At 50.2% G+C, this 18916-nt stretch carries 14 protein-coding genes; 5 read left to right on the forward strand and 9 right to left on the reverse strand.

Features of this window, described 5'->3' with window-relative positions; all coding sequences use genetic code 11:
* Positions 1–24 precede the first annotated feature (24 nt).
* The 3 genes from ACTJJS_RS20755 to ACTJJS_RS20765 all read left to right on the forward strand — a co-directional run bounded on the left by ACTJJS_RS20755 (position 25) and on the right by ACTJJS_RS20765 (position 5290).
* The gene (locus ACTJJS_RS20755; protein WP_440665087.1) at positions 25–2799 is read left to right on the forward strand and encodes a TonB-dependent receptor domain-containing protein; all 2775 of its coding nucleotides are present in this window, start codon (positions 25–27) and stop codon (positions 2797–2799) included.
* 12 nt (positions 2800–2811) lie between these two features.
* Complete coding sequence (locus tag ACTJJS_RS20760) at positions 2812–4179, forward strand: hypothetical protein (protein ID WP_440665088.1); 1368 nt, start codon at positions 2812–2814, stop codon at positions 4177–4179.
* A gap of 70 nt (positions 4180–4249) precedes the next feature.
* The gene (locus ACTJJS_RS20765; RefSeq protein WP_440665089.1) at positions 4250–5290 is read left to right on the forward strand and encodes a phytase; all 1041 of its coding nucleotides are present in this window, start codon (positions 4250–4252) and stop codon (positions 5288–5290) included.
* A 73-nt stretch (positions 5291–5363) separates the two neighbouring features.
* Here ACTJJS_RS20765 and ACTJJS_RS20770 read toward each other — a convergent pair whose 3' ends face one another.
* The 6 genes from ACTJJS_RS20770 to ACTJJS_RS20795 all read right to left on the reverse strand — a co-directional run bounded on the left by ACTJJS_RS20770 (position 5364) and on the right by ACTJJS_RS20795 (position 11350).
* Positions 5364–6128: a succinate dehydrogenase/fumarate reductase iron-sulfur subunit gene (locus ACTJJS_RS20770; RefSeq protein WP_343743710.1), complete on the reverse strand. Its 765-nt coding sequence runs from the start codon at positions 6126–6128 to the stop codon at positions 5364–5366.
* A 63-nt stretch (positions 6129–6191) separates the two neighbouring features.
* Entirely contained in the window at positions 6192–8165 is a 1974-nt protein-coding gene (locus tag ACTJJS_RS20775) for a fumarate reductase/succinate dehydrogenase flavoprotein subunit (protein WP_440665090.1), read from the reverse strand.
* Between the two features lie 19 nt (positions 8166–8184).
* Positions 8185–8871: a succinate dehydrogenase cytochrome b subunit gene (locus tag ACTJJS_RS20780; RefSeq protein WP_168872065.1), complete on the reverse strand. Its 687-nt coding sequence runs from the start codon at positions 8869–8871 to the stop codon at positions 8185–8187.
* 193 nt (positions 8872–9064) lie between these two features.
* Positions 9065–9628: a hypothetical protein gene (locus tag ACTJJS_RS20785; RefSeq protein WP_168872064.1), complete on the reverse strand. Its 564-nt coding sequence runs from the start codon at positions 9626–9628 to the stop codon at positions 9065–9067.
* 32 nt (positions 9629–9660) lie between these two features.
* Entirely contained in the window at positions 9661–10479 is an 819-nt protein-coding gene (gene murQ, locus ACTJJS_RS20790) for an N-acetylmuramic acid 6-phosphate etherase (protein WP_168872063.1), read from the reverse strand.
* Positions 10480–10501: 22 nt separating this feature from the next.
* Complete coding sequence (locus ACTJJS_RS20795; protein ID WP_168872062.1) at positions 10502–11350, reverse strand: N-acetylglucosamine kinase; 849 nt, start codon at positions 11348–11350, stop codon at positions 10502–10504.
* Between the two features lie 208 nt (positions 11351–11558).
* On the opposite strand from ACTJJS_RS20795, the gene ACTJJS_RS20800 reads away from it, so the two are divergent.
* Positions 11559–13160: a S41 family peptidase gene (locus ACTJJS_RS20800; protein ID WP_440665091.1), complete on the forward strand. Its 1602-nt coding sequence runs from the start codon at positions 11559–11561 to the stop codon at positions 13158–13160.
* A 93-nt stretch (positions 13161–13253) separates the two neighbouring features.
* Here ACTJJS_RS20800 and ACTJJS_RS20805 read toward each other — a convergent pair whose 3' ends face one another.
* Both ACTJJS_RS20805 and ACTJJS_RS20810 read right to left on the reverse strand, forming a co-directional pair.
* Entirely contained in the window at positions 13254–15377 is a 2124-nt protein-coding gene (locus ACTJJS_RS20805) for a carboxy terminal-processing peptidase (RefSeq protein ID WP_440665092.1), read from the reverse strand.
* A 229-nt stretch (positions 15378–15606) separates the two neighbouring features.
* On the reverse strand, positions 15607–16830 hold the full coding sequence (locus ACTJJS_RS20810) for a PQQ-dependent sugar dehydrogenase (RefSeq protein WP_440665093.1): 1224 nt from the start codon (positions 16828–16830) through the stop codon (positions 15607–15609).
* A gap of 107 nt (positions 16831–16937) precedes the next feature.
* Here ACTJJS_RS20810 and ACTJJS_RS20815 point away from each other — a divergent pair, with 107 nt between their 5' ends.
* Complete coding sequence (locus ACTJJS_RS20815) at positions 16938–18197, forward strand: MFS transporter (RefSeq protein WP_440665094.1); 1260 nt, start codon at positions 16938–16940, stop codon at positions 18195–18197.
* A 76-nt stretch (positions 18198–18273) separates the two neighbouring features.
* Here ACTJJS_RS20815 and ACTJJS_RS20820 read toward each other — a convergent pair whose 3' ends face one another.
* Positions 18274–18768, reverse strand: a complete 495-nt coding sequence (locus tag ACTJJS_RS20820) for a YkgJ family cysteine cluster protein (protein ID WP_168872057.1) — start codon at positions 18766–18768, stop codon at positions 18274–18276.
* Positions 18769–18916: the final 148 nt, after the last annotated feature.

Here is an 18916-nt window from a genome sequence, read left to right on the forward strand (position 1 = left end):
TTCGCCCCGACAAAACAATGCTGTATGAAGATATTTTTACCATTACTCATCTTTATCATGTCGGGCTTTGGCGCTATCGCACAAACAACCACCGGCGTGAAAGGAACTGTAACTGACAAACAAACCGGTCAGCCGCTGACAGGCGCAGCGGTGAAGCTGAAAAACGAACATTACACGGCCACCGGCACCACCGGCCTGGACGGCAGTTTCGTTTTCCGCAATGTACCGGCGGGTGATTATGAAATCAAGGTAAAAGACCTCGGACATCATGAAGTGGAAAAGAAAATCCACTGCGAAGGACAGGTGAGCAACCTGAACATCGAAATGGAATCTAAAGACGTAGCCCTGAAAACCCTCACCGTTACCGGCAAAGGCGACAAAGGCAGCGAAAAAAGCGCGCTGAAGACCGTGCAAAAAGCAGACATGGTGCTCAACGCTGTATCTGCCGCCGCTATCCAGGTATCACCTGACATTACCATCGCCAACGTAATGCAACGTATTTCCGGCGTATCGCTGGAGCGCAGCAACAACGGCGACGGACAGTACGCAATCATCCGCGGTATGGACAAAAGATACCAGTACACCCTGATCAACGGTATCAAAATCCCCAGCCCTGACAACAAGAACAGATATGTTCCGCTCGACATCTTCCCGGCAGACCTAGTAGACCGCCTCGAAGTATATAAAGCCATTACCCCCAATATGGAAGGCGATGCCATCGGCGGCGCCACCAACATGGTGATGAAAGACGCCCCCAAACACTTTATGCTGAATGCCAACGCCGCTATCGGTTACGCACAAACGCTGTTTGACAATGACTTCACCCGTTTCGACAGAAGCGGCTCTGCCAAAACATCTCCGCGTATCAGCAACGGTAACAACTACGAAGCCAACATCAACGATTTTACCAACAACCCGCTGCACCTGAATACCGGCAAAGCCCCAGTAGCCAGCGTATTCGGCATCAGCGCGGGCGGCCGCAGCAAAAACGGCAAACTGGGCGCCATTGCAGGTATCAGCTATCAAAATACCTATCGTTCCAACAATTCCCTGTACCTACAGACAGAAGTAGACAAAAACGATAACACCCCCGCTTTCACCTCCGCCAAAAACAGGACCTATTCCATCCAGCAACAACGGACAGGCATGCACGCCAAAGTGGATTATGAGTTCAACGATGATCATCAGATATCCTTATACGCAGCATATATGAACCTGGGCCAGAACCTCTTCCGTTTCAGCTCCGACACCAGCCTCGAACTGGGCCGCACCGTACCGGGTTCCGGCAGGGTAAGCAACAACTACCGCAGCGAACGCAGCGTGCAACAGATCAGCAACTTTACCTTACAGGGCGACCATAAACTGGCCCGTCACCTGCATATGAACTGGTCTGCCGTTTATTCCAAAGCCACCGCCAACGTGCCTAACCGCACCGAACTGAATGTGAACACCGGCGTGACCCCGCAGAAAGACAATACCCTGAAACAGGAGGCTGTACTGCTGGACGCGTTGCAAGGCGTTACCCACGAATGGGCCCGTAACTCGGACGAAGACAAAAGCGGTTACCTCAATTTTGTGTACACGCCCAAAATTGCTAATATAAAAACAGAGATCTCTGTAGGGGGTATGTACCGCAACAAACAACGCCATAGTTACTATGACGAATACACGCTGCGCCCTGACTCCACCACACAGGCTTTCAACAACGACATTGACGCGCACAAACTCACACTGTTCAACAGAGTAGGTGCGCCCGACGACGCCCTGAACTATGATTTTACTGAAAACGTGGCCGCCTATTACGGACAGGTGAAGTTCCAGATCGGCCGCCTGCAAACCCTCGCCGGCGTTAGGGTAGAACATACCAATGCCTCCTGGGAATCTGCCGTGCCTTCTTCCGTAGAAGGTAAAACCGGTACTGTTAAATACATAGATGTGTTGCCTGGCATCCACTTCAAATACATGCCGGACAGCAAACAAAACGTCCGCCTCTCTTACTACTCCGCTATCAGCCGTCCTGGTTTCTATGAGATGATCCCTCACCGCGGTGGCGACCCTGACGTGGATTATCCCGAAGTAGGCAACCCTTACCTGAAAAGAGCCACCTCCGATAACTTCGACCTGCGCTATGAATACTTCCCCAAAGCGCTGGACCAGCTGCTGGCCGGCGTATTCTATAAACGCATCAAAGACCCGATTGAATCTGCACTGGTACAAAACGGCCGCAGCATCAACCTGATGAGTGGTAACTTCGGTACCGCCACCAACTATGGTTTTGAACTGGAAGCCGCCAAGTACATCCGCAAATTCGGTGTCCGCCTGAACTATACCTATACCAACTCTTCCATCACCAGCAACAAAATGCAGTGGTACCGTGAAGACAACGGTAACATCACGCAGAAAACCATTAGCCAGGAACGCCCGCTGCAGGGACAATCCAAACATATCGGTAACCTCTCCGTGCTGTATAAAGACGCGCATTCCGGCCTCGACGCACAACTGGCCATGGTATATACCGGCGAACGCATCGACATCGTATCCCAGTTTTACAACAACGATATCTGGCAGAAAGGCTTTGTGCAACTGGATTTCTCTGCCGAAAAAAGGATCTGGAAGAAACTGTATGCCTACGCCAAAGTGGGCAACCTGCTGAACACGCCTTACGAGCTGTTCATCAAGAGCCCTAACACAGAAAAATCTGCTGCCGGCGTGCCGGAACAGACCGTGGGTAAAAATGTATTTGTCCGCAAAAACACTTACGGCCAGACTTACCTGCTGGGCCTCCGTTTCAAACTCTAAAACTTTACGAACATGAAATTACATCACTATATACTTGCCGCAGTCACCACAGGTACCATCCTCACCTCCTGCCATAAAGAGGCAGACGTGATGGTGTCCAAACCGGTGATCACTCCCAGCAAACCCATTACCTCAGACACCTTGTCCGGCGCTATTCAGGGCACACTGCTGGCCGGCAAAACCTACTATTTCGCTACCGACATCACCATCAATGACGGCGATACCCTCTTTATGCAAAGCGGCGTAAAACTGATTGCCCTCGGCGACGGCAGCAGCCAGCTGAAAAGCCCGCAGATCACAGTGAATGGAAGCCTGATCAGCCTCGGCACCAAAGAGGCGCCCAACTATATCACCGTATCAGAAGAGCTGCGTACCACTGATAATGCTTTCAAAGGGATCTGGGGTGGTATTCAGTGTACACCTGCCAAAGACAAACAAGGCGGCGACCTTATCCTGAAATGGACGCACCTGGAGTTCGCCGGCGGTCCTGTAGCTATCGGTAATGATGTGTACAAAGCCGGCGACCCGCGCTATATGATCTATTTCGCCAATGTAGACAAGAACTTCATCCTGGAAGACTGCTGGATCAGAGGCAGTAAAGACGACGCTATCCGTACAGATGGCGGCCGTATCAGCATTCTGCGCAATACTTTTGAAATGTGCGGTGAAAAAGGCGGAGAAGCACTGAACATGAAATCCGGCACCGTTGGGGATGTAGCGTACAACGTAGCCATAGGCACGGCCACCAACGCTTTCAAGGTATCCAACTCCGGCGATAAAACCGTGCAGGCCAATGTATACATCTACAACAATACCATGATCAACTGTGGCTTCCGGCAAACGAAAGAAGGCCGTGGCGGTGGTATCAACTTCGAAGCTTTTGCCAAAGGAAAAGCTTTCAATAATCTCTTCATCAACTGTCGTGTAAGCATGCGCGTAGTAGGCGGCGCCGGTACCGGTGCAGACCTCGCCAACCTCACGTATGGCAACAACCTGTTTTACGGTAACTCCTATACGTTGTGGAACCAATTCAACGCTACCGACGGCGTATCTGTTTTTACTGCTACCGACATCCATGGCGAGGTTAAACAAAACAACCCTGTATTCTATGCTTTTGATGTAGATCAATTTGACTATAGCACGCTGGGCGGCACTGTGAAAGCAATGCCTACTTCCTGGAAACAACAGCCGTTGCCACTGTTACAACAGGGCACTTCCAACTTCCGCGTGAAACCCACCTCCCTGGCGGTAGGAAAAGGTAACACCCAGTTTGCTCCCATGAACATCACGACGGTCAAAACAGCAGCTGCTGCGGATGTAATGCGCCCCGGTAAAGACATTGGCGCTTATCAACAGGATGGCAGCGGTAACCAACACTAATATTGGGTTATTTTTTAGATTTGGTTATCGGATTTACGGATTTTGGAATTTTTTGACTTTGCGATCTTATATGAAATATGGAAAAATAGTAGCAGTAGCCGGCATTGTTGCCGGCTTTACTGCCTGCAACAATAAACAGCATAAGCCTATACCGGCGCCAGCCGCCGATGCAGTGAAACCAGTGGTGGTCACTCCTGTCACACAATATGACAGCGATGATCCGGCTATCTGGATCAACAAGGCAGACAGCAGCAAAAGCCTGATCATCGGCACAGATAAAAACACTGACGGGGCTTTATATGTATACAACCTGGATGGACAGATCGTGAAAAAGATAGCCGGCCTGAAACGCCCGAATAACGTGGATGTTGCGTATGGCCTGCTGCTGAACAATCAGCCTGTGGACATTGCCGTGACGACAGAAAGAGAGACCAACAAGCTGCGCATTTACCGCCTGCCGGAGATGGAGCCTGTCGACAATGGCGGCCTGGAGGTGTTTACCGGCGAAAAAGAACGCGGCCCTATGGGCATCAGCCTGTACACACGGCCTACAGACAAAGCCATCTTTGCTATCGTCAGCCGCAAATCCGGCCCTGCACAGGGTTACCTGTGGCAGTACCAGTTGACCGACAACGGCAAAGGGCAAGTAACGGGAACGGTTGTACGTAAATTTGGCGCCTACAGCGGCAAAAAAGAAATTGAAAGCGTAGCAGTAGACAACGAGCTGGGGTACGTGTATTATTCAGATGAACAGACCGGTGTACGCCGGTACCATGCAGATCCAGCAAAGGGAGACCAGGAGCTGGCGTTATTTGGCAGCGGTGAGTTCAAGGCTGACAATGAAGGCATCAGCATTTACAAAACCGGCGACAGCACCGGTTTCATTCTTGTATCTGACCAGGATGCCAACAGTTTCAATGTTTACCGCAGGGAAGACGTGAAACCAGCGTTACTGGCGAAGATACCGGTATCTGCTATCAACAGCGACGGCTCTGATGTAGTGAATGTGAACCTTGGCCCGAAATATCCACACGGTCTTTTTGTGGTGATGAGTACGGACAAGACATTCCATTACTATGACTGGCGCGATATCGCCGCGAGGATTAAATAACTGATCAACAGGTCCATAAAAAAACGGCGCAGGTAAGTACCTGCGCCGTTTTTGCATTATATAGTCAAGACTGTTATTTCTCAGAGCCAAAGCCTGCGCCAATGAACTCTCTGTTGAGGCGGGCGATATTGGTGAGGGAGATTTCTTTCGGACATTCCGCTTCGCAGGCGCCGGTGTTGGTGCAGCTACCGAAACCTTCCTTGTCCATTTGAGCCACCATGTTGAGTGCGCGGGTCTGACGTTCTGGATCGCCTTGTGGCAGCAGGGCCAGTTGGGAAACTTTAGCAGACACGAACAGCATGGCAGAAGAGTTTTTACATGCAGCCACGCAAGCGCCGCAACCGATACAGGCTGCCGCAGCAAAAGCCAGGTCAGCTTTGTGTTTATCAACCGGGAGGCAGTTAGCGTCCTGTGCGTTGCCGGTGTTTACAGAGACGTAACCACCTGCTTCGATGATACGGTCAAATGCAGATCTGTCTACGGTGAGGTCTTTCAGTACCGGGAAAGCACCAGCTCTCCAGGGTTCAACGGTGATGGTATCACCGTCTTTGAAAGCGCGCATATGCAACTGGCAGGTAGTGGTACCAGCCCATGGACCGTGCGCACGGCCATTGATGTGCATAGAGCACATACCACAGATACCTTCGCGGCAGTCGTGGTCAAATGCGATCGGTTCTTTTCCTTCGTTGATCAGTTGCTCGTTCAGTACGTCAAACATCTCCAGGAAAGACATTTCAGAAGAAATATCTTTTACAGCATATGTTTCAAATCCACCCTGAGCATTTTTGTTTTGTTGTTTCCACACCTTTAAGGTGAGGTTCATGTTATAATGTTCCATATTCGCTGGACAATTATTTTATTTTACAATCCTGGCCCCCTGTAAAGCAATGGGCCAATACCCTTATTTATAGCTACGTTGAGAAGGAATTACCTCTTCAAATTTCAGTTCTTCCTTGTGCAGTTCGAACTGACCGGGGCCTTTGTATTCCCAGGCAGCTACGTAGCTGAAGTTAGCGTCGTCACGTTGTGCTTCGCCGTCCGGAGTCTGTGATTCTTCACGGAAGTGGCCACCGCAGGATTCGCGGCGTTGCAGTGCGTCGATGCACATCAGTTCGCCCAGTTCCAGGAAATCGGCTACACGGCCGGCTTTCTCCAGTTCAGGGTTGAATTCTTTTTCAGCACCCGGTACGCGCACATCTTTCCAGAACTCAGCGCGCAGGGCTTTGATTTCTTCGATGGCTTCTTTCAGACCTTGTTCGTTACGTGCCATGCCGCACTTGTCCCACATGATCTTACCGAGTTTTTTATGGAAGTGGTCTACAGACTTGGACCCTTTGATGCCCATCAATTTGGAGATGGTTTCTTTCACCTTGTTTTCAGCTTCGACGAAGGCCGGGTGGTCTGTCGGGATAGCTTTGGTGCGGATTTCGTCTGCCAGGTAGTTACCGAGGGTGTAAGGGATCACGAAGTAACCATCTGCCAGGCCCTGCATCAGTGCAGAAGCGCCGAGGCGGTTGGCACCGTGGTCGGAGAAGTTGGCCTCACCGAGGGAGTACAGACCGGGAACGGTGGTTTGCAGTTCGTAGTCTACCCACAGGCCGCCCATGGTATAGTGTACGGCAGGATAGATACGCATGGGTTGTTCGTATGGATTTTCGCCGGTGATTTTGGCATACATATCGAACAGATTACCATATTTTTCTGCTACTACTTCTTTACCCAGTTTGATGATCTCTGCTTTAGAGAGATTGGAGAGCTGGCGTTTACCGGCTTCGATGTTGCCATAACGTTCGATGGCAGCGGCGAAGTCGAGGTATACGGCCTGTTTGGAAGTACCTACGCCATAACCGGCATCACATCTTTCCTTTGCAGCGCGGGAGGCCACGTCGCGGGGAACGAGGTTACCGAAGGCAGGATATCTTCTTTCCAGGTAGTAGTCTCTTTCCTCTTCCGGAATATCGCTGGCTTTGCGGTTATCGTTTTGTTTTTTGGGTACCCAGATACGGCCGTCGTTACGCAGTGATTCTGACATGAGGGTCAGTTTGGACTGGTGATCGCCGGATACGGGAATACAGGTAGGGTGGATCTGTGTAAAGCAGGGATTGGCGAAGTAAGCACCGTTTTTAGTGGCTTTCCAGGCTGCAGTTACGTTAGAGCCCATCGCGTTGGTAGACAGGTAGAACACGTTACCATAACCGCCGCTGCAGATCAGTACCGCATGACCGAAATGACGCTCCAGTTCACCGGTGATCAGGTCACGGGCGATGATACCGCGTGCTTTGCCGTCGATCTTTACGATTTCCAGCATTTCGTGGCGGGAATACATTTTCACGTTACCCAGTGCCACCTGGCGCTCCAGGGCGGAGTAAGCACCCAGCAGGAGCTGCTGACCAGTTTGACCGGCAGCGTAGAAAGTACGTTGTACCTGTGTGCCACCAAAAGAGCGGTTGCTCAGCAGTCCACCGTATTCACGGGCAAAGGGAACACCCTGGGCCACGCATTGATCTATAATATTGCCGCTTACCTCTGCCAGGCGATGCACATTGGCTTCGCGGGCGCGGTAGTCGCCACCTTTTACTGTATCATAGAACAGGCGGTAAACGGAGTCACCGTCGTTCTGGTAGTTTTTTGCAGCATTGATACCACCCTGGGCGGCAATACTGTGCGCGCGACGCGGACTATCCTGAAAGCAGAATGCTTTAACCTTATACCCCAACTCACCTAATGAAGCCGCTGCTGAAGCGCCGGCCAAACCAGTACCAATCACGATCACTTCGAGGCTGCGCTTGTTGGCAGGGTTTACCAGTTTACAATGTCCTTTATAGTCTTCCCATTTAGTATTTAACGGGCCGGCTGGAATTTTTGCGTTCAACATATATCCTTACTTTACAGAATTATTTTTTTAAATAGATAACAATCGGGATCAGGGCAAAGCCAACAGGGATCAGGATACCGAAGATCCATACACCTACAAAGTTGATCAAACCGTTGTATTTTTTGTGGTTCAGACCGAAAGTCTGGAAGGCGCTCTTAAAACCGTGGATCAGGTGGAAAGAGAGGCCGATCATGCCGATCACATAGAGGATTACCAGCCATACGTTCTGGAAAGTTTCATAGCTCAGCGCATAGAGGTCTTTGAGTGGTTCTTCGATACCGGGATAAGTGCGGGTAGGCATTTCAGCGTAGTGGAATTTGCCCCAGAAGTTAGCCAGGTGAATCACAATAAAGATAAGGAGGATGCTTCCCATGATCGCCATCTGACGGCTGAACCAGGAAGATGTCTGGTTGCCCGGGTTGATAGCGTACTTCACCGGACGGGCAGCCCTGTTGGAAAATGTGAGCTTCAGTGCGATCAGGGCGTGAATAATGATCACTACTTTAAGGCCCCAGGCAATGAACTGAATCAGGCTGTTATGTCCCATGAACTGGGCATACGCGTTAAATGCCTTGCCTTCGTCGTTGTACAGCAGCTGAAAGTTACCTGCCAGATGCACAATAACAAAACTGCAAAGAAACAAACCGGTAGCACCTACCAATAACTTCTTACCGATAGATGTATTAAAAAACTGTGACCACTTCATAAGTAAAATTCTAAGCTTCCTTGTATTAAAGTTGATTGAAATGTCGGGCAAATTTAGCGCAGGAAAAACAAAAACCAAATGATATTTATCAGGTTTTCACACGCATTTAAAAAATAAAAAATACATAAATTAACTGAAAACCAATCATTTTATGCATATTATCTTTCATTTTGTACTGAAAATATAATATAAATTATTCCAAACGTTTTAGCATGATGTTGTCTATCATATTATACAAATGCAGTGGTTGATATGTTCGCCATTTGTCATCATCGAGCAGGTGGACGTAATGGTGCAGGCGGGCTTTTTCAAACTCTTGCCTGGTTTGTTCAGGCATATTCAGTGCAACGATCCACCCTCCTTCGTCTCTGATGTCCTCCCACCATTCTTCATAATAACAGTCATCGGAAGAATGGAAGTTCATCACATTTTCAGCGATGAGGATAAACTTGTAGATGCCTTCCGCGATGAGTACATCGATGATTTCACGTTTGAGGGTCATGATATCATTGTCGATGGCATCATTCCATTCTCCCAGCAGTTCGATAATGGCGAAGTTGTACTGATAGTCAGCGAAGAGGATTTTCAGGTACAGGTTACGGGACCCAAAGTCGTCCCACTGCGGGTGAACATAATAATTGTATACCGTATTGGAGAATTCGAATTCACTGTACTCCCTTCCATAGAAGGGTGATTGTTCGTCTTCTTCAGCGGCGTACAGGTGCCTCCAGTTATAATATGGTTCGATTGTATGCATGCGTAGTCTCCGGCTACAAATGTCAGATTAAATCAGGCTTTGGCAAAATCGTCCACCGCTTTTTTAACGCTGCCGGCCTTCAGCAGCAGCTGCTGCGCTTGTTCATAATCTGTGATGGACAGTTTTTCCATCAGCATTTTCACGCCTCTGTCCACTAATTTCTCATTGCTCAGCTGCATGTTTACCATTTTGTTATCTTCTACCCTGCCCAGCTGGATCATCACTGCCGTAGAGATCATATTCAGCACCAGTTTCTGTGCGGTACCGCTTTTCATGCGGGTGCTGCCGGTCACGAATTCCGGTCCCACTACTACTTCCACGGGAAAATCAGCTGCTGCAGATACGGGCGTATCAGGGTTGCAGCTGATGCTGCCGGTAATAATACCGTTGCTGCGGCATTTATCGAGCGCGCCGATCACATAGGGCGTAGTACCGCTGGCAGCGATGCCTACTACTACATCTTTATCGGTGATATTAAATTCCTGCAGATCTTTCCAGCCTTGTTCGCGGTCATCTTCGGCAAATTCCACGGCTTTGCGGATGGCTGCGTCGCCACCGGCGATCAGGCCAATTACCAGTCCTTGTGGCACACCAAACGTAGGCGGACATTCAGAAGCGTCCACAATGCCCAGGCGGCCGCTGGTGCCGGCGCCGATATAAAACAAACGTCCACCCGCCAGCATCTTGTCTGCAATAGCTGCCACGAGCTTTTCAATCTGTGGGATGGATTTTTCCACGGCCACGGGAACTGACCGGTCTTCGTTATTGATGTTGGTCAATAATTCCGTCAGGCTCATCTTTTCGAGGTGACGATAATTTGAAGTCTGTTCAGTTACTTTTACAAATGCCATATATGATCTGTTGTAGAATTGATTAACGATGATATTCAATAAGCCCTTCCATGGGAGTGCGCAGGATTTTGCCGAGTGGCAGTTCATACAGTTCGCACAGTTCTTTCAGAATGTCCCGGAAGTGCCAGGCGATGCCGCCGGTGAAGTGCAGGGAGGTGGTCCAGCTCTCCCGGTACTTATACAGATGGTTGAAGAAAAAGTCATTCAGGCCGTCTTCAAGGATATTTTCAATCAGGAAGTGGCCCCTGTTTTCTGACAGGAACGTGGAATACGTTGACAAATAACGATTGGCCAGTGGCTTACGGTATACGTTCTCGAGAATTTCGTCTTTATTGGTTTGATATTTCTGGTCAAAACGGGCCATCAGCTCTTCATCGAAGGTATTGTACAGATAGTATTGCAATACTTTTCTGCCGAGATAGGCGCCGCTGCCTTCGTCGCCCAGGATATAACCCAGGCCCGGATTGTTTTTCACAATGGTGGTCCCGTCAAAAAAACAGGAATTGGAGCCGGTGCCAAGGATGCTGGCGATGCCCGGCGTACGGCCGCACAGCGCGCGGGCGGCCCCCATCAGGTCGTGGTCGACACCTACAGTAGCCGAGGGCCAGACAGCCTTCAGGCACGCTGTTACCAGCTGGGTGTTCTTTTGCTGGGCGAGACCGGTACCATAAAAATACACCTCGTCAATCACCGTACCGGCCGGCAGCTGGGGAATAAGCTCCACCTCCATGATCTGCCGGATCTGTTCTGCTGTCTGAAAATAGGGGCTTACACCCTGGGTGTTGTAGATCCCCGGCTCGTGGTCTCCCAACAAGGCCCATTCCGTCTTTGTAGATCCGCTGTCAGCGATCAGCTTTGTTCTTGCAGCCATCCTGTAATTTATGAAATTAAAGAATCGTAAGCGTTTGCTCCTGATTTATGCTATTTTTGTCACAATTTAAACAAAAGGGTTTCATAAAAACAAATGCCACCCCAGAGTTTAAGCTATGATGATGCATGCACGCAGCAGATTTCCTTCCGCCTGCGGCTTATATTACATGGTTAGATTGGTCATAAATTAGCGGGATAATAATCAAATTATGTCAAACAGGAAGCTGAATGTTTTTTTACCTCTTCTCTTTGCGGTAGTACTGGCCATCGGGATGTTCCTCGGCCATAAAATGCCCGGGTCCAACACCGGCGGTACGACCGTCTTCTTCACCAAGCCCACCAAAGGGCCATTGCAGGAAGTGATGGACCTCATCAGAACAAAATACGTAGACACACTGGATGCCGATAAAGTACAACAGGAAGCTATCGATGGCCTCCTGAGCCATCTCGACCCTCACTCTATCTATATCCCCCCTTCCCAGCTGCAGGCCGTGAATGAAGATTTGGAAGGCAACTTTCAGGGCATCGGCGTGGAATTCAATATCACTGCCGACACCGTGAATGTGATATCTGTGCTGAGTGGCGGCCCTTCAGAAGCAGCCGGCGTACAAACTGGCGACAAGATCCTCAAAGTTAATGACAGCCTGGTGGCCGGTAATGGCATCACCCCCGATAAAATCCGTAAACTGCTGCGCGGCCCTGCCGGCTCGCTTGTCAACACCACCCTGTTGCGCCAGCAGAAACAAATACAGGTGCCTATCAAAAGAGGCGTCATCCCTATCTACAGCCTGGACGCCAGCTATATGGCCGCTCCCGGCGTAGGTTACATTAAAATCAACAAGTTCTCCGCCACCACCTTCGATGAATTCATGCAAGCCATGCGTAAGCTGGAAAAACAAGGCATGACAAAACTGATCATCGATGTACGCCAGAACCCGGGCGGATTCATGGACGCAGCTGTACGCATCGCAGATGAACTGCTGGGCGACAATAAGCTGATCGTTTATACAAAAGGTAAAGATTACCCACGCACCGATTATAAAACCAAACGCCCCGGCATGTTTGAACGTGGCGCACTGGCCATCCTCACCGACGAAGGCTCCGCTTCCGCCAGTGAAATACTCGCCGGCGCTATACAGGACTGGGACCGCGGTGCTGTCATAGGCCGCCGCACCTTTGGTAAAGGCCTCGTACAGGAACAATATGATCTCGACAACGGCGGCGCGCTCCGCCTCACCGTTGCCCGGTATTATATCCCTTCCGGCAGAAGTATCCAAAAACCTTACGGCGACGGCACTTCTTATGACGAAGATATCCTCGAACGTTTCCATCACGGTGAACTGGTGAACAAGGACAGTATCAAAATCACTGACACCGTTCCTTATAAAACGGCCTCCGGGCGCCGTGTATATGGCGGCGGCGGTATCACTCCCGATATCTTCGTGCCGTTTGACACTTCCCGGTTCTCCCCGTCACTAACGGCGATCTATACACGTAATACCCTGAGCAACTTCGCTTACCAGTATTATACCAGCAACAAAGAAGCCTTCAAACGCTACAAGGACGCTGAAGATTTCACCAAAAACTTCCAGACCAGCCCGGCACTGTTTGACGAGTTCAGGGCCTATGCACAGAAAGACAGCATACCCGGCCTGCAACACCTCAACGGCCATGACGACGCCGAGATCAAAACCCGCCTTAAAGCCATGCTGGCGCGCCAGCTGTACCGCACCGAAGGGTTCTATGAAACGATCAACGCTACAGACCCGGTGGTAAAGAAAGCACTGGAAGAACTGAGCAAACAAAAATAAAAGATAACGACAGCATAAAAGCGCATCGCCCGTTGATACANCAACGGGCGATGCGCTTTTTATATAATCTCTTTTTTTACCTGGTTGTTCCGCTTAGCGGTTCGGTTTGCGTTCCATCTTCGGCAGTGACATGGCAATCAGGTCATTCATCACATTCACAGCTTCATCGAGATAGATGTCTTTGGTCCTTACCTTGATCCAGTCCTTGTTGCGGGCGATCTTGGAGGAGTCGTTGCCGAGTTTTTCCATATCTGACCTGATATTAACGATACTCAGTTCTTTCACCTTATCGTTTACTGCGTCATATTTTTTCAGGGCAGCGGTATTTGTTTTCTGTTCAGCCTTGAAAGTTTGCAGGTTAAGAGAATAGGTTTCCTGCTTCTCCAGTTTCTTCAGGGTGTTCAGATTTTCGGTGAGCAGCCTGAAAGCGGGGCTGGTAGCCATTCTCTTCTCGCTGTTCTTTTTGAGTGCTTCAGTCGGCACCGGATTGATCCAGGGAGTGAAGGAAGCGCGGGGAATTTCATCCCATACCAGCGCATCGCTGTCTTTGCGTTCAGCCACATCATAATACGGGTCCGGCAGTACAACATCAGAAGCTACGCCTTTCAACTGGGTGGAGCCGCCATTGGCCCGATAGAATTTCTGCTGGGTAAGTTTCAGGGCGCCGAGGCTGCCACCGTCTTTTACCGGGTAGAAATCATCGAGGTTGAACAGGCGCTGCACCGTGCCTTTACCGAAGGTCTGGCCGCTACCGATGATCACGGCTCGTTTATAGTCCTGCATGGCTGCTGCCATGATCTCAGAAGCGGAGGCGCTGTATTCGTTGACCATGATGGCCAGTGGGCCGTCGTATTGAACATTTTTATCACGGTCGCGCAGCACCACTGCGTCACCGCCTCTGGAGCGTACCTGCACCACAGGCCCTTCCGGAATAAACAGGCCGGCCATCTGTACCACGTCCTGGAGGGAACCGCCGCCGTTGAAGCGCAGATCGAGGATGATGCCTTCTACTTTCTCCGCTTTCAGTTTGGCTACTTCTTTGGCCACATCTTCCGCGCTGCGGGCGCCGTTGCGGTCGTTGAAGTCAGCATAGAATTCCGGCAGATAGATGTAGCCGATTTTATGCTGCCCATTGATGATGGCGGATTTGGCGAAGGTTTCTTCCGTTACGATCTCATCACGAACAATGGTAATGTCTTTAGTGGTACCGTCCACGCTTTTCACGGTCAGTTTCACCGGAGTGCCTTTTTTGCCACGGATCAGTTTCACGGCATCTTCCACAGGATAGCCGGCGATATCAACCGGTTCTGCGTTCCCCTGGGCCACTTTCTGAATTACGTCGTTAGCTTTCAGCTGACCTTGTTTCCAGCTGGGGCTTCCGGTGACGATGCTCACCACTTTAATACGGTCGCCCTCTTCTTTCAGCTGGGCGCCGATACCGAAGAATTTGCCGGCCATCTGTTCTTCAAAGGCACGTTTTTCATCCGGCGGGAAGTAATCGGTATGCGGGTCCATCGTGGTGGTGATGGCATTCACGTATAAGTTGAAACGGTCGTTGTCGTTTTGTCTGTTCTTCAGGCGCTCAAAGTAACGGTCATACAGCTGTTTCACCTTTACGCGGGCTTCGCTTTCCAGCTGGGCGTCGGTTTTGGTTTTAATGCTGTCGCCGTCCTTGGCTTTGTCCCTCATTTCCTGAAGATCAGTGAGTTTTTCCAGTGTGCGGTATTTCAGCACCTTGCGCCATGCTTCTTTCCGGGCGTTTTCATCTGCCGGGTAGTCCAGCTTTTCCGGGTCTAGGGTCACTTTCTCGTCCACGGTGAAATCGAACGGTTTGGAGAGCAGTTCCGGGTAGATGCCGGCCGCTTCAGCCACCCTTTGTTTGATGAGGGTGTTGATATTGCGGAAACAGTCTACCGGCGCGCCTTTCAGCTCGTCGTCTATATGTGTTGCCAGTGGCTCCAGACGGGTAATGTCAGATTTCAGGAAAAATTTCTTTTCCATGTCCAGGCTGCGCACATATTTATTGAAAACTTCTTTGGAGAAGGCATCATCAATAGCTTTGGGTTGGTAGTGGCCTTCCTTCAGCATCTGGCCCACCAGGTTCATGATGACTTCGTAACGGCCAGGGGGATCGTCTGCATGGCCCAGCTTGTTAAAAGCCAACACTCCGGCGGATATGCTGAGGAGCACTACCGGGATAATCACTTTCAGTCTCATATGTATCTCTATTAACGTAAACGTTGTCTGATCAAATATAAAATAAAATCGTCCGTTGCCACTTGAAATTATTTCCTTTTAACAAAAAATTGGGCCAAACGGTCGCGCAGACGGGCGAAGGGTCAGATCGTGCGTGGAATGGGATCGGGCAAACGGGCGACAGGCAAGGGCGGGAAGGCTAACAGGAGAAAGGCGCAACGCTCAATAACGCTGCGCCTTTACAGCATGATCAGTCCTTTACCAGTTTGTATACGGCGCCTTTAAAGCCGTCTTTGGTAGACATACTCGTGAGCATATAAATTTCTCCCTGCTCATCTTCTCCCCAGCTGAGAATGAAGGGGTTATCAGCAGGACGATTGGACAGTTCCAGGTCTGCCCGTTCCCATTTGTTTCCCTTCGGCACCAGCACAAAGGTTTTCCCGTTGTAATCACCGAAGATGTACAGGCCTTTCAGGGTAGGAACCGCATTGCCTCTGTACACATATCCGCCGGTGATGCTGATGCCCAGATCGTGGTCGTACTCGTGTATGGGAGGCGTCAGTTTGTTGCGGTCGGCATCAGCAGGAACGTTGAAATCATGGTACCCTTCCATGATACGCCAGCCGTAGTTACCGCCTTTGGTGATGATGTCCACTTCTTCGTATTTGGCTTGTCCCACGTCGCCGGCAAACAGTTTACCAATAGTTTTATCGAAAGAGAAACGCCATGGGTTGCGCAGGCCATAGGCCCATATTTCTGGTTTTGCGCCGGCTGTTTTCACAAACGGGTTGTCTGCCGGCACTTTATACGGTGTACCATTCACGTCTATACGAAGTATTTTCCCCAGCACGGTGCCCAGGTCCTGCGCATTGCCGATGGTACCGTGTTTGTCGCCACCGCCGCCGCCGTCACCGAGGCCTATGTACAGGTACCCGTCGCGGCCGAATACCAGCTGACCGCCGTTGTGGTTAGACTCCGGCTGGTTGATTTCCATTAGTATTCTTTTGGACGCCGGGTCGGCCACATTAGGATTGGTGGCCGATGCGGTAAACTCCACCAACCTGCTTTTATGGTCCAGCACCCGTTTCACCGGATTGGGCACCGGTGCGCTGTAATACACATAGAATTTGCGGTTCTTTTTGAAGTCGGGATGAAAAGCCATGCCCAGCAGCCCTCTTTCATCATAGGCCGGGTTGACTTTCACCATATCTGAACTGACGTCCAGGAAGGGTTCGGGCAACTGGTTCCCTTTTTTATCTACAATCCATACTTTCCCTTCTTTCTGGCAGAAAAACAGCCGGCCGGTACCATCATGGGGAACGGCCATATTGACTGGGGAAATGAACTTGTCCGTTACCAGTTGCAGCCGGGCTTTTCTGGCGGGAGGCGCTGCTTTGTCCGGATCGCCGGCCAGCACAGCATGGGTGAATAACAGGGGAATAAACATCCCACATAACAACCCTTGTATTTTCATATCGTGCGGAATTTTGAAGCAATAAAAATAACAGATTATTATCCCTTTACTGATGACTTTTTGCTTTTTCCCTCCTGCTTTTTACCTTAGCAGTAAATTACACCCGCTTGGACACAACGGCCTTTACACCCAGAAACGACCCATACGCATCGCTACGTTACAAGGAATTTAACTATTATCTGGTCATTCGCTTCGCACTTGTGTTTGCACTGGCCATGCAGTTCGCCATCATTGAATGGAAAGTATATGCTTTATCACATGACCCTTTTTCCCTTGGGTTGATAGGATTGTCAGAAGTGATTCCGGCTGTGACGCTGGCGCCTTTTGCCGGGCATCTGGTAGATAAGCGGGAAAAACGGGGATTGTTGCTGAAATGTGTGATCGCTTATCTCTTTATCAGCACCGGCCTTTTTCTGCTGACGTGGGACAAAGCCGTGGCGGGCTTCTCCACCCAACTGATTTTATTATCGATCTATTTCCTGGTATTTACCGGCGGTATTGTGCGGGCCTTTGTCAGTCCTTCCAATTTCTCCCTCATGTCTTTGCTGGTGCCACGTGCGCTATATGCCAATGCCTCTACCTGGAGCAGTTCCGCCTGGCAGATCGGGGGCGTATTGGGGCCTGCGCTGGGCGGGCTTTGTATCCACTGGTTTGGGGTACACTGGTCGATGTTGCTGGTGGTGGCTATTTTCCTGGCGCCGCTTTACAGCCTGATTCAGATCAAGCCTAAGCCGATTTACTATAAAGAGAAAGGGGAGACTTTTTTACAGGGACTGACCAGCGGGATGCGTTTTGTATGGAATACAAAAGTGGTGTTGGGCGCTATGGCGCTGGACATGTTCGCCGTCTTGTTTGGCGGTGCAGTGGCCATGTTGCCGGCTTACGCTACTGATGTGCTGCATGTGGGTTCGCTGGGATATGGACTATTGCGTTCCGCGCCGGCTGTCGGCGCATTGATCACCATGTTTATCATTGCACACAAACCGTTGGTCAACAAGCCGGGCATTAAACTGCTGGCGGCCGTATTTGGTTTTGGCCTGAGCATCATTCTCTTTGGCGTGTCTACCAGCTTCTGGTTGTCTATGGCCGCCCTGCTGATCAGCGGAGCGCTGGATGGCATCAGTGTTATTATCCGCCAGACGATACTTCAGCTGAAAACGCCGGATGACATGCGGGGCCGTGTGGCTTCCGTCAGCTCCATGTTCGTAGGTTCCTCCAATGAGCTGGGAGCTTTTGAGAGCGGCTTTATGGCGCGGCAGCTGGGACTGGTCACCTCTGTGGTGTTTGGTGGCTGCGTAACGCTGGCGGTGGTGGTCACCACTTATGTTATCAGCCCGGCCATGCGGAAGCTGGACCTGAAACCGTAACCATTTTCTGATTTTTGATTTACGGATTTTCTGATGTCCGCTATATTAATCCCCGAAATCCGTAAATCGTAAATCACTAAATCTTCATCGTGTCTTTCAACTTTTCAAGTATATAGAACACTGCAGGACAGATCGTACTGTTTTCGTAGGTGATATTGGGGCGTTTGAAAAAATCGTAGCTGTCTGTATAGGGGTAGTTGGCGCAGTCGCCCGGGCGCACGTCGTAAATGCTGCAGCCGTTATCTCCCCCTAAAAACGGGCAGGGGCTTGACTTCACCACATAATCCTCATCTTTGTCAATACGGAGGTAAGTATCAATAAAAGCGCCTTCTTTCATGCCCAGGTATTTGGATATCCTTTTGATGTCCGGGGCTTTGAAGCGCGGGCTGATAGATTTGCAGCAGCGGGCGCAGTCCATACAGTCGATATGGCTGAACGCCTCATCATGAAGTTCCGGCAGCAGTTTCTCCACCCCTTTACCGCGGCGTGTCTGCAACTTCTGCAGGAATTGTTTATTGGCCTTTTGTTTGTCTTTGGCCTTCTGTTCCCAGTCTTCTAAAATCTTGCTCATTGGCGCAAAGATAAGCAAATACCCGGTGGACAAAATTATGACAGAAGCCACATGGCGGGTAGTATCATTTATCACTGTTTTCCCTGTCTCCGGCCCGTTGTTTGGCGATTGCTTAAAATCTGCATAGCTTTGCGCATTCTATTTCAAA

It is taken from the genome of Chitinophaga sp. 22308 (assembly GCF_052045305.1).
In the GTDB taxonomy this organism is placed as follows: Bacteria; Bacteroidota; Bacteroidia; order Chitinophagales; family Chitinophagaceae; genus Chitinophaga; species Chitinophaga varians_A.

Coding starts and splice junctions, on each gene's coding strand:
- ACTJJS_RS20760 (WP_440665088.1), top strand. CDS start 2,812: ATGAAATTACATCACTATATACTTGCCGCAGTCACCACAGGTACCATC.
- ACTJJS_RS20785 (WP_168872064.1), bottom strand. CDS start 9,628: ATGCATACAATCGAACCATATTATAACTGGAGGCACCTGTACGCCGCT.
- ACTJJS_RS20770 (WP_343743710.1), bottom strand. CDS start 6,128: ATGGAACATTATAACATGAACCTCACCTTAAAGGTGTGGAAACAACAA.
- ACTJJS_RS20805 (WP_440665092.1), bottom strand. CDS start 15,377: ATGAGACTGAAAGTGATTATCCCGGTAGTGCTCCTCAGCATATCCGCC.
- murQ (WP_168872063.1), bottom strand. CDS start 10,479: ATGGCATTTGTAAAAGTAACTGAACAGACTTCAAATTATCGTCACCTC.
- ACTJJS_RS20820 (WP_168872057.1), bottom strand. CDS start 18,768: ATGAGCAAGATTTTAGAAGACTGGGAACAGAAGGCCAAAGACAAACAA.
- ACTJJS_RS20795 (WP_168872062.1), bottom strand. CDS start 11,350: ATGGCTGCAAGAACAAAGCTGATCGCTGACAGCGGATCTACAAAGACG.
- ACTJJS_RS20775 (WP_440665090.1), bottom strand. CDS start 8,165: ATGTTGAACGCAAAAATTCCAGCCGGCCCGTTAAATACTAAATGGGAA.
- ACTJJS_RS20780 (WP_168872065.1), bottom strand. CDS start 8,871: ATGAAGTGGTCACAGTTTTTTAATACATCTATCGGTAAGAAGTTATTG.
- ACTJJS_RS20800 (WP_440665091.1), top strand. CDS start 11,559: ATGTCAAACAGGAAGCTGAATGTTTTTTTACCTCTTCTCTTTGCGGTA.
- ACTJJS_RS20810 (WP_440665093.1), bottom strand. CDS start 16,830: ATGAAAATACAAGGGTTGTTATGTGGGATGTTTATTCCCCTGTTATTC.
- ACTJJS_RS20765 (WP_440665089.1), top strand. CDS start 4,250: ATGAAATATGGAAAAATAGTAGCAGTAGCCGGCATTGTTGCCGGCTTT.
- ACTJJS_RS20755 (WP_440665087.1), top strand. CDS start 25: ATGAAGATATTTTTACCATTACTCATCTTTATCATGTCGGGCTTTGGC.